Origin of the sequence: Sphingomonas ginsenosidivorax, assembly GCF_007995065.1 — a bacterium.
In the GTDB taxonomy this organism is placed as follows: domain Bacteria; phylum Pseudomonadota; class Alphaproteobacteria; order Sphingomonadales; family Sphingomonadaceae; genus Sphingomonas; species Sphingomonas ginsenosidivorax.
In genome coordinates, this window is record NZ_VOQR01000001.1 from 1,669,686 (window position 1) to 1,690,259 (window position 20,574).

A 20,574-nucleotide genomic window follows, 5' to 3' on the forward strand; every position below is an offset into this window, starting at 1 on the left:
AGGCCTCCGGATCAGGCCATGCCGACGATCTGGAGCTTGCTTTCGAGCGTCTCGCGATCGAACGGCTTCATGACATATTCGTCGGCTCCCGCCTCGATCGCCGCCCGTATATAGGCCATGCCGTTCTCGGTCGTGCAGAACACCACCTTCGCGCGACGCGGCACGTCGGCCTCGCGCAGCGCGCGCAGGAAATCCATTCCGCTCATCACCGGCATGTTCCAGTCGAGCAGGATCACGTCGGGCATCGATGCCATGCACGCCTGCAGCGCCTCGCGACCGTCGCACGCCTCGCTGACGGTGAAGTCCAGGGTCTCCAGGATATGGCGGGCGACTTTGCGGATCACCTTCGAATCGTCGACGACAAGACAGGTCTTCATGAAGGGCCTTCCGGGAATGAACTGGAAATGTGGTACCGCCCAAAGCGTAAGCGGGGCGTTAAATGTCAGAAACTTAAGCGACCGCCGCGCTGGGCACGACCGCAGTGAGGTCGAGGATCAGCAGCGGTTCGCCGTCGCGCTCGACGATCCCGGTTCCCGCGCGTGCCCAGCCGCGGTCGAGCGCCATGCCCGACGCCAGCGGCAGTCGCTCGAACGGCGCGACATCCTCGAGCGAATCGACCAGCACCGCATAGTGATGCCCCTCGATCCGTGTGATGACCGCGCGCCGTGCGGAGTCCGGGGTCGGGTCGAGCCCGAGCGCGATCCCGGTGTCGATCACCGTCACCACCCGGCTGCGCAACGCCGCGAGCCCGCGGACGGCGCGGTCGGCGAGTGGCACCGCGACCACGTCGCCGATGTCGACCACCGAATCGACCTGTCCGGAATCGATGGCGACGCCGCGCCCGGCAATGTGCGCGATGAGGAACAGGCTGGTCACGCTGCCCCCTGCCCGGCGACGCGGTTCGCCATCGCCTCGATCAGCGCGGGGCGATCGTACCGATAGATGCTCGTGTCGTTCGCCCCCTGCCCGGTACGGTTGCGGCGCAGCGTCAGCACGGGTGCTCCGCCGTCGGGGACCACGGCATCCTCCATCGCCAGCGCGATCGCGGGCTGCTCGCCGGCGCCGAGCCGGGTCACGCAGCGATAGCCGGACGCCTCAAGCGCAGGCTTGAGGAAGGTCTCCATCCACCCCGACCCGTCGACCTGCAACAGGCACACGGGCTGCGTCGCATGCATCACCGGCTCGCCCGCGAAGAGCGCGTGGGGATCGACCAGCTCGACCTGTTCGCCGCCGATGATCACCACCCCGGCGATCGGGCCGGCTCCACGCGCGGGCGCCATCGCTTTCGGCAGGGTGACGATCTCGATCGGCTCGGCGATGGCATAGGCGATCTCGCTGTCGCCGTCGGTCAGTCGCAGGACCGGCACCTCCGCACGCCCGGCAAGATCGCCGAGCATGTAGAGCGGTACCGTCGTCGCGCCGATCGCCAGTCGCATCGCGCCTGCGGTGAAGCGGATCGCATCGGTCGAAACGGGTTCGACGCGGTCGATCACCGCCAGCGCGATCACGCGGCGATGGCCGTCCAGATCGTCGAACAGCAGCGCCTGGACGCCCGGTTCCTCGGCTTCCTTCGCCGCGTCGTCGGCGACCGTGGCGGCGACGAACTTGAGCCCCGCCACCAGCGCGATGCCCCCGCCGTCGAGCAGCAGCATCGGCAATCCACTGTCGGGCAGCGTCATGCCGGCATAGATTCGCGTCGCCATCACGGCGGACGACGCCGGCTTCACCACCAGTTCCTCGGTATCGAGCACGGTATCGACGCCCAGCGCGTAATCGCCTTCGCGGGTCGATACGATCACCAGATTGGTCGGCGGCGCGTCGTCGATCTTCAGCAGGCCGCCCAGCGACACCAGCGGCATCCGCCGACCGCGAACAGCCACCGTCGCCGCATCGCCGATCGTGTCGATCCGCACCTGCTCGCTGCGCACGCGGACGATCTCCTCGATCGCCTGCCGCGCCAGCGCGAAGCGCTGGGTGCCGACGCCGACGATGATCGTCGACAGGATCGAGAGAGTCAGCGGTACGTGGATGACGATCCTCAGCCCCTTGCCGGGCTGGTTGGTCAGGACGATCCGCCCGCCGATCTGCTCGATGTTGGCGCGCACCACGTCCATCCCGACGCCGCGTCCCGAGATTGCAGTCACGGTGTCGCGGCTCGACAGCCCGGCGTCGAAGATCAGGTTCAGCCGCGCGGTATCGTCCATCGCGGCCAGTTCGGCCTCGCCGTACAGGCCCTGCTGCCGGGCCTTGCCGACAAGGCGCGCGGTATCGATGCCGCGGCCGTCGTCGGTCACTTCGATCAAAATCTGGTTGCCCGACTGCCGCGCCGAGACGCAGAGCCGCCCGGTCTGCGGCTTGCCCGCGGCGATGCGATCGGCAGGGGCCTCGATGCCGTGGTCGACCGAGTTGCGGATGATGTGGACCAGTGGATCGCGCATCAGCTCGATCATCTCGCGGTCGAGTTCGACGTCGGCGCCCTCGATGACGAGGGTGACCGCCTTTTCGAGTTCGCCGGCCGTGTCGCGTACCATCCGCGGCAAAGCCGAGAACAGCGCGTCGATCTTCTGCATCCGCGTCCGCGTCACCGTCTCGCGCATGTCGGCGACGGTCAGCGACAGGCGTTCCAGCGCCGCCTCGACCGCAGGATCGTCGTTCCCGTCACGCAGTCGCCGGGCGAGCTCGTTGCGGGCCAGCACCATGTCCGACATGCCGCTCATCATCCGGTCGAGCAGGTCGACGTTGAGCCGGACGCTGCGCGATGCCGCGCGATGCGCCGCCATCGTCGTCGGCGCGGCGACCGGCCGGGCATCCTCCGCCAGTGCCGCGATCAGCAGGTCCTCGCTCGAATCGTCCAGCGGCGTTCCCGCGTCGATCGCCTCGACCAGTTCGCTGATCCGGTCGATGATCGCCAGCACGGCGTCGACGAGCGCGGTATCGGGCACGCGCTTGCCATCGCGGACCGCGGCCAGAACGTCCTCGGCGGCATGGCTGAGCCGGCCGAGCCGCGGCAGGTCGAGGAACCCGCAGCTTCCCTTGACGGTATGGACGAACCGGAAGATCGCATCGAGCCGCGCGCGATCGGCCGGCGCCGCCTCCCACGCGACGATCTCCCCCGAGATCGCCTCAAGCGTCTCACGGGTCTCGGCAATGAATTCCTGTAGCAGATCGTCCATGCCAGCCCCGCGAATTGAGGCCCGTCATGCCCTGCACGGGTTAAGACTGCGTTAGCTTTGCGCGCCGCCGCAGCGGTCGCCGGTCAGCTTCCATTGAAGACCGCGCCGAAGATCATGATCCCCTCGGCCGGTTCGGACACCAGCACGGTTCCGCCCGCTTCGGTTACCAGCGTGTTGATCATATAGGCTGCGGCGGCACGCGGCGTGACGTCGTGGACGCCCTCGCCTTCGATCAGCGTGCGCCGGATCTCCGGGTCGAGCACGATCCGTCCGCCCTCGATCTTCACGACGATCTCCAGATGCCCGTCATTGTCCTCGCCGCCGATCTCCATCCGGCCGCCGCGGACCAGCGATTCGCTCGCCATCAGCGCCAGGTTCATCAGCACCTTGATCGCGGTCTTGGGCATCGACGCCTCTTCGACCGCCCAGTGCAGCTCGATCCGCTTGTTCTCCGCGATCAGCCCCTCGATCGCGCGGCGCGCCTCGTCGGTCGCGACCATCTCGCCGAACCCGCCCGCCGCGCCGAACGCCAGGCGAAAGAATTTGAGCTTGCTGGCGGATACGCGCGCGCTGTCGGCGAGCAGTTCCATGCACCGTTCGCGCATCGCCGGGTCGGTCTCGTCCGCTAGCAGCTCGAGCCCGTTGTTGAGTGCGCCCACCGGCGACAACAGGTCGTGGCACAACCGCGAACACAACAGGCTCGCGAAATCCACCGGGCTGACAGTCATGGTAATCCTCTCGTCACAGGCCCGCGTTGTGCCGGGCCGGTCCGCCAGGCGCAAGTCGCGCTATCGCTCGACGACGAGCGTCTCCTCGACGAACGCGCCCGGCTCGACCGATCGCCACAGCCGCGCCTCACCGCCCCCCAGGATCAGCCACAGCGCGCCGTCGCCCATCGCCTGTGCTGCGTCGCGCGGCGACGGCACCGGAACGCCGGAGGGGTGCGAATGATAATGCCCCACGACGGCCGGCCCGCCTGCCCGCGCTCGCCTGTGCGCGGCGAACAACGCGACCGGATCGATCTCGAACGTCCGCCCCGGCGCTGCCGCGACATTCGCGCACGCCTCCGCCGCATCGATCCGCCCCGCCGTCCCCAGCAACAGCCCGCACACCTCCACTTCGGGCAAAACGTGCGCCGCCGCGACCAGAGTCGCCAAAATCCCGCTTGAAATCGCAACACCCATCGCCACATCCCTAAGACATGGACCGGGGGGTTTCCATCATCGACGCATCGATTACTACAGCGGCCGACGGGCTGCGGCTGGATCGTGCGCTGGCGAATATCCTGCCCGACATGTCCCGGGCGCGCATCCAGGCGCTGATCGCCGCCGGCGCGGTCTCCCGCGACGGTCGCCCCGTTCTCGACACGTCCAGGCGGGCGACACTCGGAGAGACCTTCGCTGTCGCCGTCCCCGCCCCCACGCCGCTCCACAACGAACCACAGGATATCCCGCTCGTCGTCGCGTACGAAGACGACGACCTGATCGTCATCGACAAGCCCGCCGGGCTGGTCGTGCATCCGGCCGCGGGCAACTACGACGGGACGCTGGTCAACGCGCTGCTCCATCACTGCGCCGGCAATCTTTCCGGCATCGGTGGCGTCGTGCGACCGGGCATCGTCCACCGCATCGACAAGGACACGTCGGGGCTGATGGTCGCCGCCAAGTCCGACCGAGCGCACGAAGGGCTTGCCCGGCAGTTCGCGGATCACAGCATCGACCGCCGCTACAAGGCGATCGTCGGCGGCGTGCCGCGACCGTTGGCGGGCACCGTTGACGCCCCGCTCGCGCGCAGTCTGCAGAACCGCAAGAAGATCGCGATCGTCGCGGGCGGCAAGCGCGCGGTCACGCACTACACGACGCTGACCCCGCTGCGCGACGCCGCGCTGGTGGAGTGCAGGCTCGAAACGGGGCGCACGCATCAGGTCCGCGTGCATATGGCGTCGCTCGGCCACGCCTTGCTCGGCGATCCCGTCTATAGTAGAACAAAGCACGCTCAAAAGTTGCTGCTCGAAACGCTCGGTTTCCGGCGGCAGGCATTGCACGCTGCACGCCTGGGGTTCATTCATCCCGTGAGTATGGTCACCTTGTCGTTCGACAGCGAAATGCCTGCCGATATGCAGGAACTGTTCAGCCAGCTTCACGTATAGCTATCGGGCGTAAATGCCGCAGTGCGGCGTACGCCTCAGGAAAGGGAATTCAGATCATGGCAGCCCGCAGCAACGTCCCGGCGACCATTCCCGCTCTCGGCAGCGAAGCGGGTCTCAATCGCTATCTCGCCGAGATCAAGAAATTCCCGATCCTGCAGCCCGAGCAGGAGTTCATGCTCGCCAAGCGGTTCCAGGAGCATGGCGACACCGATGCGGCGGCGCAACTCGTCACCTCGCATCTTCGCCTCGTTGCGAAGATCGCGATGGGCTATCGCGGCTACGGTCTGCCGACGTCGGAACTGATCTCCGAGGGCAATATCGGCCTGATGCAGGGCGTGAAGAAATTCGAGCCCGACCGCGGCTTCCGTCTCGCTACCTATGCGATGTGGTGGATCCGCGCCTCGATACAGGAATATATCCTGCGGTCGTGGAGCCTCGTGAAGATGGGCACCACCGCGGCGCAGAAGAAGCTGTTCTTCAACCTGCGCCGGATGAAGAGCCGGCTCGACGCGTTCGAGGACGGCGATCTGCGCCCTGAGCACGTCACCAAGATCGCGACCGACCTTGGCGTTGCCGAGACCGACGTCGTCAGCATGAACCGCCGCATGGCGATGGGCGGCGACACCTCGCTGAACGTCCCGATGCGCGAGGATGGCGAAGGTCAGTGGCAGGACTGGCTGCAGGACGATGCGCCGCTGCAGGACAAGATCGTAGCGGACGCGCAGGAAGCCGATGTCCGGCACTCGATGCTCGTCTCGGCGATGGACGACCTCAACGAGCGCGAGCAGCATATCCTGACCGAGCGCCGCCTGACCGACGACCCCAAGACGCTCGAGGAGCTGTCGCAGGTCTACAACGTGTCGCGCGAGCGCGTTCGGCAGATCGAGGTTCGCGCGTTCGAGAAGCTACAGAAGGCGATGATGCGCATCGCCGGCGAGAAGCGCCTGCTCGCCGCCTGATATGGTCAGCACCGTCGTCATCGGCGGCGGTGCGGCCGGAATTGCCGCCGCGCGTACGCTGTGGGACGCGGGCGAAGACGTTCTGTTGGTCGAGGCTAGCGACCGTTTAGGTGGTCGCACGCGCAGCGTTTCGATACCGCTCGATAACGTCGTCGGTGCGGCCAGTCATGCCGTTGTCGACGAAGGCTGCGGCTGGCTCCATTCCGCCAAGCGGAACCCGTGGACAGCGATCGCCGAGGCGAGCGGGTTCACCATCGACCAATCATCGGCCAATTGGCGCACGCAGTGGCGTGATCTCGGGTTCCCACCCAAGGACCAAGAGGCGTCCCACGCCGCCTTCGCCGAATGGAGCAAGCGCGCGCATGCGGCGCTAGGCGGGCCCGACCGACCGCTGTCTGACTTCGTAACGCCGTCCGACCGCTGGCGGCCCATGATCGACGCGATTTCCGGCTACGCCAATGGTGCGAACCTTTCCCAGGTTTCGTTGCAGGACTGGGCCGCGTACGAAGACGCTGCGACCGACGACAATTGGGCGATCGTCGAGGGATACGGCACGCTCGTGGCCAGCCATGCGGGCGAGGTTCCCATCCGACTTTCGACGCCCGTCACCAGGATAGACCATCGCGGCCGTCGGCTGAAGCTGGCAACACCCGCGGGAACGATCGAGGCGGATCGTGCGATCGTGTGCGTACCGACGACCGTGCTGGCGACCGGCGCACTGACCTTCGATCCCCCGCTTCCCGACAAGCAGGCCGCCGCCGACGCGCTGCCGCTCGGACTGGCGGACAAGGTGTTCCTCGAAGTCGACCGTCCGGAATGGCCCGCCAACGCGCATCTCGTCGGCAACCCCTACGGCGTCTGCACCGCCAGCCATCGCCTGTCGCCATTTGGGCTGCCGATCATCGAAAGCTTCTTCGGCGGCGATTGTGCAGAGTCGCTCGAAGGCGGCGACGCGAGCCAGTTCGCGATCGACGAACTCGTGGCACTGCTCGGCAGCGACTGGCGCCGGCGCCTGACACCGCGCGGCGCGACGCGCTGGCGGCAGGTTCCGCATATCGGCGGCAGCTACAGCCACGCGCGTGTCGGCCAGGCCGGGCAGCGCGCGGTGCTGGCGGCGGCGATCGACGATCGCCTCTTCTTTGCGGGCGAGGCGTGCCATGCCCACGACTTCTCGACGGCGCACGGCGCGTACGAGACCGGGGTCGCCGCTGCACGCGTGATTTGCCAGCGCCGCGCGATCGCATAAGGAGCGACGATGGTCGCTCGCATCCTCCGCATTTCGCTCAAGGCCGGTCTGGTGTTCGTGCTGGTGACGGTCGCCTGGGTTGGGCTCTACCGCTTCGTGCCGCCGCCCTTCACCTGGACCATGATGGGCGACGTCATCGCCGAACGCGGCGTCACCAAGGACTGGATGCCGCTGTCGCAGATGGACCCCGACATGCCCCGAGCGGCGATCGCCGGCGAGGATGCGCGGTTCTGCACGCATAACGGCTTCGATTTCCGTGCGATGGCCGGCGCGGCGGCACGCAACGCCAAGGGCGGGCGGATCCGCGGCGGGTCGACGATCAGCCAGCAGACCGCGAAGAACGCTTTCCTGTTCCAGGGCGGTGGTTACCTGCGCAAAGCGTTCGAGGCGTATTTCACGGTGCTGATCGAGGCGCTGTGGGGGAAGCGGCGGATCATGGAAGTGTATCTGAACATAGCCGAGACCGGGATCGGCACGTACGGCGCGAACGCCGGGGCGCTGCGGTATTTCCACCACGACGCGTCGAAGCTCTCGCCGACCGAGGCGGGCCGGATCGCCGCGGTGTTGCCGCTGCCCAAGAAGCGCGCGGCGATCGATCCGCGTGGGTTCGTTCGGCGTCATGGGAATACGCTGTCGCGCCGGGTCGGCACGGTGCGGAACGACGGGCTGGATGCGTGCCTGAAGGGGTGACGCGGGATGCGGTGATGGCGCTCGTCGACCGGCGGGCGCCGGAGGCGACGGTCTGTCCGAGCGAGGTGGCCAGGGCGATTGCTACCACGGCGGATGCGTGGCGCGACGCGATGCCGGCGGTTCATGCGGCCGTCGACGGGCTGGTGGCGGATGGGGTGGTGAGTTTGAGTTGGAAGGGTGTGCCGCTTGCGGTGCGGGCGGGACCGTACCGGATCAGGCGGGTGCTGCCCGAGTAGCCCCCTGCCGTTCGTGCTGAGCGAAGTCGAAGCACTGTCCCAAGGCGGATGCGCTCGGCGATAGGTGCCCTTCGACTTCGCTCAGGGCGAACGGAGTTAAAACTGGCTCAGAACGGCAGCTTGAAGCCCGGCGGTAGCTGAAGCCCGCTGGTCATCTTGGACATTTCCGTGCCCGATACCGCGTCCGCCTTCGCGCGCGCGTCGTTGAACGCCGCGGTGAGCAGGTCCTCGAGCATCTGCTTCTCGCTCGCCACCATCAGCGAATCGTCGATCGCGATGCCGATGATACGGCCCTTCGCGGACGCCTTCACCTTGACCAGCCCGCCGCCCGACGCGCCCTCGACCTCGATCGTGTCGAGATTGGCCTGCGCCTTTTCGAGCTCGCTCTGGACGTTCTGCGCCATGGCGAGGATTTCATCGATATTCTTCATGCGTTGCTCCGTTGGCCGGGCCAGGTTTCGAGTTCCGCGTCGGGGAACGCCTCGCGCGCGGCCTTCATCATGGGGGAGTCCATATAGCGCTGCTTGTTCGCTGCGTCAGCGGCGTCCTGCATCTCGCGCAAGGTCGGCTCGCCCGGGGCATCGGCCATCGTCACGCGCCACGCCTGCTGCGTCAGCGCCTTCAGCGCGGCACCGAACTCGGCGAGCGTATCGGCGGAGATAGGCCGGCTGCCGCTGAGCACGATCTCCGGCGGGGCATAGCTGACGACGCGGGCGCTGTGGCGCAGCCGCGCGGCGATCGCGATCGAGCCGCTGTCGTCGAGCCGGTTGACCAGCGCCTCGAAGGTGTCGGGGAACACCGGGCCGGTGGCGACGGGTTCGGGCGCCGGCGCCGGGGCGGGCGTCGGTGCGGCAGGAGCTGCGATCGTGGCCACAGGCGCGCCGCTCGCGATCTGCCGGGCGAGCTCGCCGGGATCGGGCAGGCTCGACGCATGGATCGCGCGGAGCAGCGCCATTTCCGCCGCCTCGATCGGCAGCGCAGCCTTGGCGACCTCGTCATGGCCCTTGAGGAACAGCTGCCAGAGCCGGTGCAGCGACGGGAACGACAGCGCGGCCGCCCAGTCGGCCCGCGCCGCGCGCTCCTCCATCGGCTGCGCTGCGTCGGGCGGCGTCCCGACCTTGGTCAGCGTGATCCCGTGGACCGTCTCCATCAGCGAACGCAGCACCGAGACGGGATCGACGCCGTAATCATATTGCCGCCGCAGCGACGCGAGCGCACCCGCTGCGTCCGTGTCGAGGATCAGGCCGAGCAGGTCGCGCACCGCGCCGCGATCGGACAGGCCGAGCATCTGCCGCACCGCGTCCGCGGTGACGCCCGCGCCGTCGAGGCTGCCATGTGCGATCGCCTGATCGAGGATCGACAGGCCGTCGCGCGCGGAGCCTTCGGCGGCGCGGGCGATCAGCATGAGCGCCTCGGGTTCGGCGACGACACCCTCCTGCTCGGACACCCAGGCGAAATGCGCCGCCAACTGCTCGGCGGAGATGCGGCGCAGGTCGAAGCGCTGGCAGCGCGACAGCACCGTGACCGGGACCTTGTTGACCTCGGTTGTCGCGAACAGGAATTTCACATGCGCCGGCGGTTCCTCCAGCGTCTTCAGGAGCGCGTTGAACGCGTTCTTGGTGAGCATGTGGACTTCGTCGATGATGTAGATCTTGAAGCGCGCGCTGACCGCCGAATAGCGCGACGCGTCGATGATCTCGCGGACGTCGTCGACGCCGGTATGGCTGGCGGCGTCCATCTCGATCACGTCCATGAACCGCCCCTCGGCGATCGCGCGGCACGGTTCGCAGACGCCGCAGGGGTCGATCGTCGGGCCGCCCTGCCCGTCCGGGCCGATGCAGTTGAGCGCCTTGGCGATCAGTCGCGCGGTCGACGTCTTGCCGACCCCGCGGACGCCGGTCATCAGGAAGGCATGCGCGAGCCGGTCGCGCTTGATCGCGTTGCCGAGCGTCTGGACCATCGCGTCCTGGCCGATCAGTTCGGAAAAGGTCTGCGGCCGATATTTGCGCGCGAGGACGCGGTAGGCGGCGTCGGGCGCCCTGGTCGCGGGCTGCGGCGGTTCGCCGAGGTCGAAGGAGTCTGACATTGCGGATGTCATAGCGTGTACGAGGCGCGGTGTCGAAGGATGGCTGGACTTGCGGAGTCGGCGGCGGCGGGGACGGGGGCGGGGGCGGGAGCAGGGTTGGTAGCGGGGGCGATTCGGACGGTCGTTTCGCGCCGGAAGTTGAGGAAGTTGACGCTACGTACCTCCCTGGTTTGCCCCTTGCGGCGATTTTCGCCGGTGGCCTGCTGGATGCGCGACTCGGTGGCGTGGCTGGTCATGCGTCTGGCATGACTCCTTGGCGGCGTGTAGGACAGAGCAATCGGCGCACCGTCCTTGCCCCTCCGGGATCGCTACAGCGTTACCGAGCACCGACGTCGAAGAAACATGAATGGCGCTGCGGCTGAGCCGCATCGTCAGTCGGCGCTTTGCGCCGCTGGGCGCGCTCACGTTTGCTTGCAAACGTTCGCGGTGGGAGCCGGGACGACCCGCGGCGAAATCGTTGTGGCTGCTTCCTTCCGGATCTGACCAAGTTGGCGACGACCACGTCCGCCCGACTCCCGCGGCGCATATGGCGGGGTCGGGCGGGATGTTCAAGCCGGATTAGCGGCCTCCGTCATCAGCGACGGATGCGGACCGTGCGGCAGACCCGCTGGCGATGGCCGTGGCGCCAGACATTGTTGCAGACCCGGCGGGTGGTCACGCGGTGGCGCCCATAGCCGCCGCCGTTGTGGCGAACGACGGTGCGTTCGTGGACGATGGTGCGCTGCGCCGATGCCTCGGCCGCGATACCCACGGGCGCGAGCCCGGTCAGGGCGACGAGGCCCGCAGCGGCGATGGTGAACAGCTTCATGGGATACTCTCCTAAGCGGACCTAAACGATCCGCCGATACAATGTTACAGAAGCGAAACGGTTCCGCTCAGCGGTAAACGCGGAAGCAGCGCCGGACCGGTCCGTAATAGCCGCGCTGGACGCGACAGACGACGCGCGAGCGTCCGTACCCGCGATACCCGCCCCGATAGCCCCCGCGATACCCGTAGCCGCCGCGATACCCGCGATAACCGCCCCGGTATCCGCGATAGCCGCGGTCGCCGCGATAGCCGCCGCCGTGCCAGCCGTGACCGCCGCGATGGCCGTCCCATCCATGCCGCTGCGCATCCGCGGGGGTCGCACCGAGCGCACCGATCGCGAGTGCACCGGCACCGAGCATAGCAATAATCTTCATCATCGTTACTCCTCTCAAGGCCTCCTACATCGAGGCGATGACAGGGTAATCCGCTCGGCCGCGTGCACGTTCCCTGAACCCGCTGTTGTGGAAGTGTAAGGTTTGCTGACGCGCCCGTCGTATCCCCTCCGCCGTCCCGACGCTGGGGACGACGGAACCGCGAGAGTGTTAGCCTGGCATCCGCACGGTCAGCCCGTCGAGCGCGGCCGTCAGCCGGATCTGGCAGGCGAGACGGCTCGTGCGCGTGGCATTGGACGCGAGATCCAGCATATCCTCCTCGTCCTCGGTGGCCGGCGGCAGGCGCGCGAAGTCGGCGGCATCGACGATGACGTGGCAGGTCGCGCAGGCGAGATCGCCTTCGCACGTACCCTCGAGCGGCTGGCCGTCCGCCTGCGCGACGTCGAGCAGCCGCGCGCCGTCGTCCGCGACGACGCTGCTGGTGGTGCCGTCACGGCCGATGAAGTGGACGATCATGGCCATTGTCCTTCTGCCGCCGCGACGATCGTCGCGACCGCGTCGTCGAGTTCCGCCTCCGTCGTGTAGCGCCCGAAGCCGAGCCGGATGCTCGAGCGCGCCTGCGCCTCGGTCAATCCGATCGCGCGCAACACGTGGCTGGACCGTCCCGACCCGCTGGCGCAGGCCGACCCTGCGGAGAAGGCGATATCGCGCAGGTCGGACATCAGCCGGTTCACGTCGAGACCGTCGCGGCGGATGTTGAGATTGCCGTGATAGCGATCATCGCGCGCTCCGTTCAGTGCCCAGTCCGGCCCCAGACGATCGAGCGCGAGCGACCAGAGGCGCCCGACATGCGCGTCATCCTCCGCAGCGCGTTCCGCCATCAGACGCGCCGCGACGCCGAACCCCGCGCAGAGCGCCGGAGACAGCGTGCCCGATCGGCCCGGTGCTTCCTGCCCGCCGCCGTGCAGCAGCGGCGCGAGCGCGACGCCGTCGCGGATCCACAGCGCGCCGATCCCCTTCGCCCCGTAGACCTTGTGCGCGGAGATCGCGACGAGGTCGACCGTGGCGGGGATCGCCACCCGCCCATAGCCCTGCACCGCGTCGCACAGCATCAGCGCGCCGGCCTCGTGCGCGATATCCGCCAGCGCGGCGATCGGCTGGATCACGCCGATCTCGTTGTTGACGAGCATCGCCGCGACGAGGCCGGTGCCCGGCGCGATCGCCGCGCGCGCCGCATCGAGATCGACGAGCCCGTCCGCGCCGACGGGCAGGATCGCGGACGGCCGCCCGCTCGCCTGCACGGTGTCGAGTACCGCGGCATGCTCGGTCGCCAGCGTGACGATTCCGCCGGTCGTGCCCTTGATCGCCCAGTTGAGCGCCTCGGTCGCGCCGCTGGTAAAGGCGACGCGGCCACCGGGCGGCAGCAGCGCCGCGACCTGATCGCGCGCCACTTCCACCGCGGCCCTGGCGCGGCGCCCCTCGCGATGCGGCGAATGCGGATTGGCGTGCTGCAATTCGAGCCAGGGGAGCATCGCGGCCAGTGCCTCGGGCGCGAGCGGGGTCGTCGCCTGGTAATCAAGGTAGGTCATGCGGCGCGCCGCACGTCGCGCGCAGTGCGCGTCCAGAGGTCCGCGAAGCGCGCGACGTCATCGGCAGTGGTGGTCCAGCCGAAGCTGACGCGCACGACCTCGCCGGCGGCCTCCGGAGAATAGCCCATGGCGGCGAGGACGTGGCTCGGCCGCATGCTGCCCGACGAACAGGCGCTGCCCGCCGACACCGCGAACCCCGCCATGTCGAAGCGGATCAACTGCGCGGCCGACGACACGCCGGGCATGCGGTAGGCCGCGATCGTCGGGATCCGCGGTGCCTCTGCCACGACGATCTCGCCACCGCCAGCCAGGACCGCCGCGTCGAGGTCCGCGCGGAAGCCCGCCATCGCGTCGAACCAGTCGCGCGGCGCTTCCAGCGCGGCCGCGAAGCCGAGCGCCCCCGGCAGGTTCTCGGTCCCCGCACGATAGCCGCGTTCCTGGCCACCGGTCGGATCGAGCAGGCCGAGGTCGCGGACGAGCAGCGCGCCGATCCCCGGCGGACCGCCGAGCTTGTGCGCGGAGACGACGATCATGTCGGCATCGGGCAGCGGCATTTTGCCCGCGGTCTGCGAGCAGTCGCGCAGCGCGGACTGCGGTGCGTCCTGCAGCACCCCGGTCTCGCTGTTGGCGGACTGGACCGCGAGGAAACCACCCGGCAGCGACCGTGCGACGCCGTCGGCATCGACCGGGATGATCGCCCCCTGCCCCGCGCGCAGCACCGCGTCATGCTCGACCGCGAGCCGGGGTACCTCACCCCGGCCCCGGAGCCCCAGCGCGATCGCCTCGCTCGCGCCGCTGGTCAGGATGACGTGATGCGGCCAGTCGAGCGCCGCCGCGATCCGCCTGCGTGCATCCTCGAGCGCCGCGCGCGCCGCGCGACCCTCGGCATGCGGCGAGGACGGGTTCGCCCAGCGCGTCATGCCCTCCGCCACCGCCGCGATCGCCTCGGGGCGCATCGGCGTGGTCGCGGCGTGATCGAGATAGGTGCGGGCCAGGGTCGGTTCCAATTGCGAAAAGAGGCGCGCGGCCTATATAGCGCGCATATTCCGTCACTCCACCCGAGTGCGCCTCCAGTCCGCGAGTGCTCCATGCCAGAAGTCATTTTTCCCGGCCCCGAAGGCCGTCTCGAAGGTCGTTTCGCGCCGGGCCCGCGCCCGCGCGCACCCGTTGCGATGATCCTGCACCCGCATCCGTCGGCGGGCGGCACGATGAACAACGCGATCGTCCAGCAGCTCTACAAGACCTTCCAGCGCCGCGGCTTCGCGACGCTGCGGTTCAATTTCCGCGGCGTGGGCAAGAGCCAGGGCGTGTTCGACAACGGCGTCGGGGAATTGTCGGATGCGGCGAGCGCACTCGACTGGGTGCAGAGCTTCCATCCCGAGGCACAGACGACCTGGATCGCGGGCGTCAGCTTCGGCGCGTGGATCGGCATGCAGCTGCTGATGCGCCGCCCCGAGATCCGCGGCTTCATCTCGATCGCACCGCCGGCGAACCTGTACGACTTCACCTTCCTGGCGCCGTGCCCGTCGAGCGGGATCATCATCCAGGGCGAGGGCGACGAGGTCGCGACCCCGGGTGCCACGCAGAAGCTGGTCGACAAGCTGCGCACGCAGAAGCACATCACGATCCATCACGACACGATCCCGAAGGCGAACCACTTCTTCGAGCACGAGATGCCGCAGCTGATGGGCAGCGTGGACAAGTATCTGGACATGCGGCTGGACCCGAACTCGCCGATCCGGTGATCGCTCCGTCACCCTGAACTCGTTTCAGGGTCCACCGTGGCGCGGGCGTTGTCGTCCGTGGCGGGGTGGATGCTGAACCAAGTTCAGCATGACGGGTTCTTCGTCACCCTGAACTCGTTTCAGGGTCCACCGTCCCGCGAGCGTTGTCGTCCGTGGCGGGGTGGATGCTGAAACGAGTTCAGCATGACGGAGGGGCATGACGGGGGACTACAGCGTCCAGATCAGCACGTTGCCGATCAGTACCGCCGCCATCACCAGCATCAGCACGCCCTTCTTCACGTCTCGCTGCTTCGCGATCAGCATTCCGCCACCGATGATGCAGGCGAACGCGCCGAGCATCGCGATGGCCGGCGCTGCCCCGGCGATGGCGGTAAGGGTCGGGCTCATGCGCCGATCGCCTTGGCATAGCCGGCCAGATCGACATTGCCGCCCGACAGGATGACGAGCAGCCCCTTCTCGACCGGCACCTTGCCCGCGAGAACCGCCGCGAGCGCCACCGCACCCCCCGGCTCGATCACCAGCCGCAGTTTCTCCGCCGCCCAGCGCTGCGCGGCGGCGGTCTCCGCCTCACTGACCGCCACGCCGGTCGCGTCGCGGCGTGACAGCACGTCGAAGGTCAGCGGCGACACGCGCAGGGTCTGCAGCGAATCGCACGCGGTCGGCGGCGGGTTGGGGCCGACGGGTTCGATCCACGATGCCTCCAGGCTGCGCGTCATGTCGTCCCAGCCTTCGGGTTCGACGATCGTGATCGCGGCGTCCGGCAGCGCGAGGGCGATGCCGGCTGCCAGCCCGCCGCCGCCGCAGGGGATCGCGACGCGGGTCGGTGCGCCGAACCCGATCGCCGCCATCTGCGCGGCGGCTTCCAGCCCCGCCGTCCCCTGCCCCTCGATGATCCAGGCGTCGTCGAAGCTCGGCACCAGCGTCGCGCCGCGCGCTTCGGCAAGGCGCGCCGCGATCGTTTCGCGCGATTCGGTGGCGCGGTCGTAGGTCACGACCTCGGCGCCCAGTGCCAGCGTCGACTCGCGCTTCAGCCGCGGCGCGTCGGACGGCATCACGATCGTCGCGGCGATCCCCAGTTTGCGCGCGGCCCAAGCGACCCCTTGCGCATGGTTGCCGCTGGAGAACGCCACCACCCCCTTCGCGCGGGCGGCAGCGTCGAGCGCCGTCAGCCGGTGCCACGCCCCGCGGATCTTGAACGCGCCGATCGGCTGCAGCGATTCGGCCTTCAAGGCGACGTCCACACCGTTGATTTCGTGGACGAAAAGCGGCGTCGGCGGCAGGATCCGCGCGATCTTCTCGGCGGCGTCCCTGAGCCCTGCCCGTGTCGGCTGTCGCAAAATCGTCACACGTCGTCTCCTACGGATCACAGGCTATTTACATGGGGGGCAAGCGATCCTAAATCGCGCTTCCGCTGCCCCATGGGACTTCCAACCGCAAGGCAGTGTTTTCGTATTTGTCTCAGGACATTGGAGGTCCCTTGAATTGCACAAGCATCATAACGCGCTGGGGTTAGCGACCACCCTTAATCCGGTTGATCCGGTCACTCTGGTCCGTCCTCATGCGGCAGCACGCGCTGCCCGGTTCTTCGTCGAGAAGTTCCCGGGTCGTTCGATGTATGCGGTCAAGGCGAACCCGTCTCCCGAACTGCTCCAGATCCTCTGGGACAACGGCATCACGCATTACGACGTCGCCTCGCTCGCCGAGGTGCGGCTGGTCGCGCGCACGTTGCCTGAGGCGACCCTGTGCTTCATGCACCCGGTCAAGGCCGAGGAAGCCGTCCGCGAGGCGTATTTCACGCACGGCGTGCGCACCTTCTCCCTCGACAGCCTGGAAGAGCTCGAGAAGATCGTCCGCGCGACCAACGCCGCGACCGACCTGACCTTGTGCGTCCGGTTGCGCGTGTCGTCCGAGCATTCGAAGCTCAGCCTCGCATCGAAGTTCGGTGCAGCGCCGCACGAAGCCAAGGAGCTGCTGTTCGCGGCACGCCAGGCCGCGGACGCGCTCGGCATCTGCTTCCATGTCGGCAGCCAGGCGATGACCCCGGAAGCCTATTCGAACGCGATGGAGCGCGTCCGTGCGGCGATCGTCGAGGCGGCGGTCACGGTCGACGTCATCGACGTCGGCGGCGGCTTCCCGTCGAGCTATCCCGGGATGGAGCCCCCGCCGCTCGAGCGCTTCTTCGAGACCATCCACCGCGCGTTCGAATCACTGCCGGTCAGCTATTCGTCCGAGCTGTGGTGCGAGCCCGGCCGGGCACTCTGCGCGGAATATTCCTCGCTGATCGTCCGCGTCGAGAAGCGTCGCGGGTCCGAGCTGTACATCAACGACGGCGCGTACGGCGCGCTGTTCGATGCGGCGCATATCGGCTGGCGGTTCCCGGTGCGGCTGCTGCGCGAGCCGGACAGCCGCGCGCGGGACATGGAGTTCAGCTTCTATGGCCCCACCTGCGACGACATGGACCATATGGCCGGGCCGTTCATGCTGCCCGCCGACATGCAGGCCGGTGACTATATCGAGATCGGCATGCTCGGTGCCTATGGCTCGGCGATGCGGACCGCGTTCAACGGGTTCGGATCGGACCAGATCGTGATCGTCGACGACGAGCCGATGGTGTCGCTGTATGACGATGCGTTCCAAGAGGTCGCATCGAACGTCGTCACGCTGTAACGCAGCTGCAGTAACTCCCCTCCCGCTCGCGGGAGGGGCCGGGGGTGGGCTCGCGCTCTCCTCCGCCGGTATCGCTTGCCGTTAGCGCGAGCCCACCCCTAGCCCCTCCCGCAAGCGGGAGGGGAACGGAGACAGACATTGACCGAAGCCACCAACGACACCCGCCCCAACGACGTCCGCAAGGCCGAACTCCTCTCGACCGAGGTCGAGCATATCGACATCACCAGCTTCGACGCGCGCCCGATCGTCGACGCGATGAAGAAGATGTCGTTCACCAGCCGCGACCTGGGCCGCGCGACCGACATCTACAACCAGATGCTCGCCGACAAGGACTGCACGATCTTCCTGGTGATCGCCGGATCGACCAGCGCGGGCGGCTGCATGGACCTCTATGCCGAGCTGCTGCGCAACAACATGATCGACGGCATCGTCGCCACCGGCGCGTCGATCGTCGACATGGATTTCTTCGAGGGCCTCGGTCACAAGCATTACCAGGCGCTCGACGTGCCGCACGACGACGTGCTGCGCTCGCTGCTGATCGACCGCATCTACGACACGTACATCGACGAGGAGCAGCTCCAGCACGTCGACCACACGATCTTCGAGATCGCCGAGACGCTGGAACCGCGCCCCTATTCGAGCCGCGAGTTCATCCGCGAGATGGGCAAGTACCTCGTCGAGCACGGCAAGAAGGAGAACAGCCTGGTCAAGCTCGCCTACGAGCATGACGTGCCAATCTTCTGCCCGGCGTTCGTCGACAGCTCGGCGGGCTTCGGGCTGGTCAAGCACCAGGTCGATTCGGTGAAGGCGGGCAAGCCCTACATGGTGCTCGACGCGATCGCCGACTTCCGCGAGCTGACCGAGATCAAGATCAAGGCAGGCGTCACCGGCCTGCTAATGATCGGCGGCGGCGTGCCCAAGAACTTCATCCAGGATACCGTCGTCTGCGCCGAGATCCTTGGTCACGACGACGTCCAGGTGCACAAGTACGCGGTGCAGATAACCGTCGCCGACGTCCGCGATGGCGCCTGCTCGTCCTCGACGCTGCAGGAAGCGGCATCGTGGGGCAAGGTGAACACGGCGATCGAGCAGATGGTGTTCGCCGAAGCGGGCAGCGTGATGCCGCTGCTGGCGTCGGACGCCTATCATCGCGGCCTGTGGAAGGATCGCCCGGTCCGCAAGTGGGGCGCGTCGTTCGACTGACGCCGGGCTGATCCTCCCCCGCTAGGGGGAGGTGGCAGGCGCAGCCTGACGGAGGGCGCGGTGAACGGCACGATCGTTCCGTCTCCTCCCCCCTCCGTCGCTTCGCGCCACCTCCCCCTGGCGAGGGAGGATTTTGGGGCATTTGTCTGTCTTGCCGCTTGGCGGTAATTGATGCAGCCTCCCTCGGGTCACCGGGGGAGGTTTTTCATGCACAGCGACATCCTGCGACCGATGGTCGCGCTCATCGCCTGGACGCTCGTGATGCTTTGCTGGATGGTCGCGACGCGGCTTCCTGCCATGCGCGCGGCGGGCCTTAGCCTCGGTACGCTGGTCGGGTCCAAGGCCGCTGACGCAGACCGCGCGCTGCCGGCACAGGTGCAGTGGAAGGCGCATAACCACAACCACCTGATGGAACAGCCGACGCTGTTCTACGCGGTCTGCACCGTGCTGGCGCTGAGCGGCACCGGCGACGGGATCAATGCGTGGATCGCCTGGGCCTATGTGGGGCTGCGGATCGCGCACAGCCTGGTCCAGGCGCTCGGCAACCGCGTCCTGCCGCGCTTCGTCCTGTTCGCGCTGTCGAGCCTCGCGCTGGTCGCGCTGACGCTGCACGCAGCGCTCGCCGTCTTTTGATTTCCGGTGGGAAAGGTTTAACCACCCACCGCCCTTCCCCGCGCACCACCCGATCGTCTAGCGAGCGCGGATGACCTTCGACCGGCGTTCGCTCCTTGCCCTTCCCATCGCCGCCAGTGCGGCGCCGCAGGCGTTCGCGCAGAGCCGCGCGGTTGCGCCGTCCGACATTCCCGTCTGGCCGCCCGCCGAGTATTTCCTGATCTGGCCGGTCGTCTCGCCGGGCGCCCCCACGCCGCTGCCGCGCCCCACGCCCGAGATCACGGGCACGCCGGGCCTGTACCGCGACATCCTGATGCGCGGCGTCGCGCGGCCCGAGGTCGGCGTGTTCCGCCCCGCGCGTCCCGACGGCCGCGCCGTGCTGGTGATGCCGGGCGGCGGCTATGCCTATACCTCGCTGCGCGGCGAAGGGACCGACATCGCGCGCGCGCTGACCCCGATGGGGATCACCGTGTTCGTGCTCAGCTATCGCCTGCCGGGAGAAGGCTGGCTCGACCGCGCCGATGCGCCGCTGGCCGACGCGCAGCGCGCGATGCGGCTGATCCGGCTGAACGCGCGGCATTACGGGATCCGGGCCGACAAGCTCGGCGTGCTGGGGTTTTCCGCCGGCGGGCATCTCGCCGGTTCGCTGGTCGTCAACCACGCGCTCGAGGTGTACCGCCCGATCGACGGCGCCGACCGGCATTCCGCGCGGCCTGCTTTTGCCGGGCTGATGTACGCGGTCTCGAACATGGACCCGGGCCGCAGCCGCGGCGGTTCGCGCAGCAACCTGCTGGGCCCCGATCCCTCCCCCGCCGTCGAGGCGCGCTACGCCGTCGACCGCCGGCTGAAGCGCGGCGACCCGCCGCTGTTCCTGGTCCACGCCGAGGACGACACCACGGTACCCGTGATCAACGGCCTCGACCTGCTCGCCGCGGCCCAGCGCGCGGAAATCCCGCTCGAGGCGCATATCCTGCGGCGCGGCGGGCACGGGTTCGGGACGCGCTTGCCGCCAAGAACGCCGGGGTCGCTGTGGCCGCAACTGTTCGACCGGTGGATGGGCGAGGCGATCGAGTAGCACCC

At 68.2% G+C, this 20,574-nt stretch carries 24 protein-coding genes and 1 other RNA gene; 10 read left to right on the forward strand and 15 right to left on the reverse strand.

Annotated features, from left to right (window positions below):
- Positions 1-11: 11 nt before the first annotated feature.
- The 5 genes from FSB78_RS07565 to FSB78_RS07585 form a co-directional block, all read right to left on the reverse strand.
- Positions 12-377 carry a response regulator gene (locus FSB78_RS07565; RefSeq protein WP_147081470.1) on the reverse strand — a complete coding sequence of 122 codons (366 nt, stop codon included), beginning with the start codon at positions 375-377 and terminating at the stop codon, positions 12-14.
- A gap of 73 nt (positions 378-450) precedes the next feature.
- Complete coding sequence (locus FSB78_RS07570; protein ID WP_147081472.1) at positions 451-876, reverse strand: chemotaxis protein CheW; 426 nt, start codon at positions 874-876, stop codon at positions 451-453.
- Positions 873-3,173, reverse strand: coding sequence for a chemotaxis protein CheA (locus tag FSB78_RS07575; protein ID WP_147081474.1), 2,301 nt, complete (start codon positions 3,171-3,173; stop codon positions 873-875). Before FSB78_RS07575 ends, FSB78_RS07570 begins: the two co-directional genes overlap by 4 nt.
- A gap of 83 nt (positions 3,174-3,256) precedes the next feature.
- Positions 3,257-3,901 carry a histidine phosphotransferase family protein gene (locus FSB78_RS07580; RefSeq protein WP_147081476.1) on the reverse strand — a complete coding sequence of 215 codons (645 nt, stop codon included), beginning with the start codon at positions 3,899-3,901 and terminating at the stop codon, positions 3,257-3,259.
- Between the two features lie 60 nt (positions 3,902-3,961).
- Positions 3,962-4,357, reverse strand: coding sequence for a M67 family metallopeptidase (locus FSB78_RS07585; RefSeq protein ID WP_147081478.1), 396 nt, complete (start codon positions 4,355-4,357; stop codon positions 3,962-3,964).
- Positions 4,358-4,374: 17 nt separating this feature from the next.
- Here FSB78_RS07585 and FSB78_RS07590 point away from each other — a divergent pair, with 17 nt between their 5' ends.
- The 5 genes from FSB78_RS07590 to FSB78_RS07610 are packed head-to-tail and all read left to right on the forward strand — an operon-like array spanning position 4,375 to position 8,453.
- On the forward strand, positions 4,375-5,322 hold the full coding sequence (locus FSB78_RS07590) for an RluA family pseudouridine synthase (protein WP_147081480.1): 948 nt from the start codon (positions 4,375-4,377) through the stop codon (positions 5,320-5,322).
- A gap of 56 nt (positions 5,323-5,378) precedes the next feature.
- Positions 5,379-6,281, forward strand: coding sequence for an RNA polymerase sigma factor RpoH (gene rpoH, locus FSB78_RS07595; RefSeq protein WP_147081483.1), 903 nt, complete (start codon positions 5,379-5,381; stop codon positions 6,279-6,281).
- A 1-nt stretch (position 6,282) separates the two neighbouring features.
- Entirely contained in the window at positions 6,283-7,527 is a 1,245-nt protein-coding gene (locus FSB78_RS07600) for a flavin monoamine oxidase family protein (protein ID WP_147081485.1), read from the forward strand.
- A 9-nt stretch (positions 7,528-7,536) separates the two neighbouring features.
- A complete protein-coding gene (gene mtgA / locus FSB78_RS07605) occupies positions 7,537-8,217 on the forward strand; it encodes a monofunctional biosynthetic peptidoglycan transglycosylase (RefSeq protein WP_147081487.1) in 681 nt (226 codons plus the stop codon).
- Between the two features lie 14 nt (positions 8,218-8,231).
- Entirely contained in the window at positions 8,232-8,453 is a 222-nt protein-coding gene (locus tag FSB78_RS07610; protein ID WP_147081489.1) for a DUF3253 domain-containing protein, read from the forward strand.
- Positions 8,454-8,560: 107 nt separating this feature from the next.
- On the opposite strand, the gene FSB78_RS07615 is transcribed toward FSB78_RS07610, so the two are convergent.
- The 8 genes from FSB78_RS07615 to FSB78_RS07650 form a co-directional block, all read right to left on the reverse strand.
- A complete protein-coding gene (locus FSB78_RS07615; RefSeq protein ID WP_147081491.1) occupies positions 8,561-8,884 on the reverse strand; it encodes a YbaB/EbfC family nucleoid-associated protein in 324 nt (107 codons plus the stop codon).
- Complete coding sequence (locus FSB78_RS07620; RefSeq protein WP_147081493.1) at positions 8,881-10,539, reverse strand: DNA polymerase III subunit gamma/tau; 1,659 nt, start codon at positions 10,537-10,539, stop codon at positions 8,881-8,883. Before FSB78_RS07620 ends, FSB78_RS07615 begins: the two co-directional genes overlap by 4 nt.
- A gap of 424 nt (positions 10,540-10,963) precedes the next feature.
- An RNA gene (gene ffs / locus FSB78_RS07625) (signal recognition particle sRNA small type) lies at positions 10,964-11,057 on the reverse strand.
- A 56-nt stretch (positions 11,058-11,113) separates the two neighbouring features.
- Positions 11,114-11,347, reverse strand: coding sequence for a hypothetical protein (locus FSB78_RS07630; RefSeq protein ID WP_147081495.1), 234 nt, complete (start codon positions 11,345-11,347; stop codon positions 11,114-11,116).
- A 67-nt stretch (positions 11,348-11,414) separates the two neighbouring features.
- Positions 11,415-11,720, reverse strand: a complete 306-nt coding sequence (locus FSB78_RS07635; protein ID WP_199743134.1) for a hypothetical protein — start codon at positions 11,718-11,720, stop codon at positions 11,415-11,417.
- A gap of 168 nt (positions 11,721-11,888) precedes the next feature.
- Positions 11,889-12,194: a 2Fe-2S iron-sulfur cluster-binding protein gene (locus FSB78_RS07640; protein WP_422396683.1), complete on the reverse strand. Its 306-nt coding sequence runs from the start codon at positions 12,192-12,194 to the stop codon at positions 11,889-11,891.
- On the reverse strand, positions 12,191-13,267 hold the full coding sequence (locus FSB78_RS07645) for a cysteine desulfurase family protein (RefSeq protein ID WP_147081499.1): 1,077 nt from the start codon (positions 13,265-13,267) through the stop codon (positions 12,191-12,193). The genes FSB78_RS07640 and FSB78_RS07645 overlap by 4 nt, the downstream gene beginning before the upstream one ends.
- On the reverse strand, positions 13,264-14,274 hold the full coding sequence (locus FSB78_RS07650) for a cysteine desulfurase family protein (protein WP_277872702.1): 1,011 nt from the start codon (positions 14,272-14,274) through the stop codon (positions 13,264-13,266). Before FSB78_RS07650 ends, FSB78_RS07645 begins: the two co-directional genes overlap by 4 nt.
- Positions 14,275-14,355: 81 nt before the next feature.
- Here FSB78_RS07650 and FSB78_RS07655 point away from each other — a divergent pair, with 81 nt between their 5' ends.
- Entirely contained in the window at positions 14,356-15,012 is a 657-nt protein-coding gene (locus FSB78_RS07655; RefSeq protein WP_056015710.1) for an alpha/beta hydrolase, read from the forward strand.
- A gap of 207 nt (positions 15,013-15,219) precedes the next feature.
- Here FSB78_RS07655 and FSB78_RS07660 read toward each other — a convergent pair whose 3' ends face one another.
- Both FSB78_RS07660 and FSB78_RS07665 read right to left on the reverse strand, forming a co-directional pair.
- Positions 15,220-15,399, reverse strand: coding sequence for a hypothetical protein (locus FSB78_RS07660; protein WP_147081501.1), 180 nt, complete (start codon positions 15,397-15,399; stop codon positions 15,220-15,222).
- Positions 15,396-16,358, reverse strand: a complete 963-nt coding sequence (locus FSB78_RS07665; RefSeq protein WP_147081503.1) for a threonine ammonia-lyase — start codon at positions 16,356-16,358, stop codon at positions 15,396-15,398. The genes FSB78_RS07660 and FSB78_RS07665 overlap by 4 nt, the downstream gene beginning before the upstream one ends.
- 136 nt (positions 16,359-16,494) lie before the next feature.
- On the opposite strand from FSB78_RS07665, the gene FSB78_RS07670 reads away from it, so the two are divergent.
- The 4 genes from FSB78_RS07670 to FSB78_RS07685 all read left to right on the forward strand — a co-directional run bounded on the left by FSB78_RS07670 (position 16,495) and on the right by FSB78_RS07685 (position 20,569).
- Positions 16,495-17,679 carry a type III PLP-dependent enzyme gene (locus tag FSB78_RS07670; RefSeq protein WP_147081505.1) on the forward strand — a complete coding sequence of 395 codons (1,185 nt, stop codon included), beginning with the start codon at positions 16,495-16,497 and terminating at the stop codon, positions 17,677-17,679.
- 138 nt (positions 17,680-17,817) lie between these two features.
- Entirely contained in the window at positions 17,818-18,882 is a 1,065-nt protein-coding gene (locus tag FSB78_RS07675; protein WP_147081507.1) for a 1,9-bis(guanidino)-5-aza-nonane synthase, read from the forward strand.
- Positions 18,883-19,089: 207 nt separating this feature from the next.
- The gene (locus FSB78_RS07680) at positions 19,090-19,515 is read left to right on the forward strand and encodes an MAPEG family protein (protein ID WP_147081509.1); all 426 of its coding nucleotides are present in this window, start codon (positions 19,090-19,092) and stop codon (positions 19,513-19,515) included.
- Between the two features lie 70 nt (positions 19,516-19,585).
- Entirely contained in the window at positions 19,586-20,569 is a 984-nt protein-coding gene (locus tag FSB78_RS07685; protein ID WP_147081511.1) for an alpha/beta hydrolase, read from the forward strand.
- Positions 20,570-20,574 lie beyond the last annotated feature (5 nt).

Coding starts and splice junctions, on each gene's coding strand:
- FSB78_RS07565 (WP_147081470.1), bottom strand. CDS start 377: ATGAAGACCTGTCTTGTCGTCGACGATTCGAAGGTGATCCGCAAAGTC.
- FSB78_RS07575 (WP_147081474.1), bottom strand. CDS start 3,173: ATGGACGATCTGCTACAGGAATTCATTGCCGAGACCCGTGAGACGCTT.
- FSB78_RS07580 (WP_147081476.1), bottom strand. CDS start 3,901: ATGACTGTCAGCCCGGTGGATTTCGCGAGCCTGTTGTGTTCGCGGTTG.
- FSB78_RS07585 (WP_147081478.1), bottom strand. CDS start 4,357: ATGGGTGTTGCGATTTCAAGCGGGATTTTGGCGACTCTGGTCGCGGCG.
- FSB78_RS07590 (WP_147081480.1), top strand. CDS start 4,375: ATGGACCGGGGGGTTTCCATCATCGACGCATCGATTACTACAGCGGCC.
- rpoH (WP_147081483.1), top strand. CDS start 5,379: ATGGCAGCCCGCAGCAACGTCCCGGCGACCATTCCCGCTCTCGGCAGC.
- FSB78_RS07600 (WP_147081485.1), top strand. CDS start 6,283: ATGGTCAGCACCGTCGTCATCGGCGGCGGTGCGGCCGGAATTGCCGCC.
- mtgA (WP_147081487.1), top strand. CDS start 7,537: ATGGTCGCTCGCATCCTCCGCATTTCGCTCAAGGCCGGTCTGGTGTTC.
- FSB78_RS07610 (WP_147081489.1), top strand. CDS start 8,232: ATGGCGCTCGTCGACCGGCGGGCGCCGGAGGCGACGGTCTGTCCGAGC.
- FSB78_RS07615 (WP_147081491.1), bottom strand. CDS start 8,884: ATGAAGAATATCGATGAAATCCTCGCCATGGCGCAGAACGTCCAGAGC.
- FSB78_RS07620 (WP_147081493.1), bottom strand. CDS start 10,539: ATGTCAGACTCCTTCGACCTCGGCGAACCGCCGCAGCCCGCGACCAGG.
- FSB78_RS07630 (WP_147081495.1), bottom strand. CDS start 11,347: ATGAAGCTGTTCACCATCGCCGCTGCGGGCCTCGTCGCCCTGACCGGG.
- FSB78_RS07635 (WP_199743134.1), bottom strand. CDS start 11,720: ATGAAGATTATTGCTATGCTCGGTGCCGGTGCACTCGCGATCGGTGCG.
- FSB78_RS07640 (WP_422396683.1), bottom strand. CDS start 12,194: ATGATCGTCCACTTCATCGGCCGTGACGGCACCACCAGCAGCGTCGTC.
- FSB78_RS07645 (WP_147081499.1), bottom strand. CDS start 13,267: ATGACCTACCTTGATTACCAGGCGACGACCCCGCTCGCGCCCGAGGCA.
- FSB78_RS07655 (WP_056015710.1), top strand. CDS start 14,356: ATGCCAGAAGTCATTTTTCCCGGCCCCGAAGGCCGTCTCGAAGGTCGT.
- FSB78_RS07660 (WP_147081501.1), bottom strand. CDS start 15,399: ATGAGCCCGACCCTTACCGCCATCGCCGGGGCAGCGCCGGCCATCGCG.
- FSB78_RS07680 (WP_147081509.1), top strand. CDS start 19,090: ATGCACAGCGACATCCTGCGACCGATGGTCGCGCTCATCGCCTGGACG.
- FSB78_RS07685 (WP_147081511.1), top strand. CDS start 19,586: ATGACCTTCGACCGGCGTTCGCTCCTTGCCCTTCCCATCGCCGCCAGT.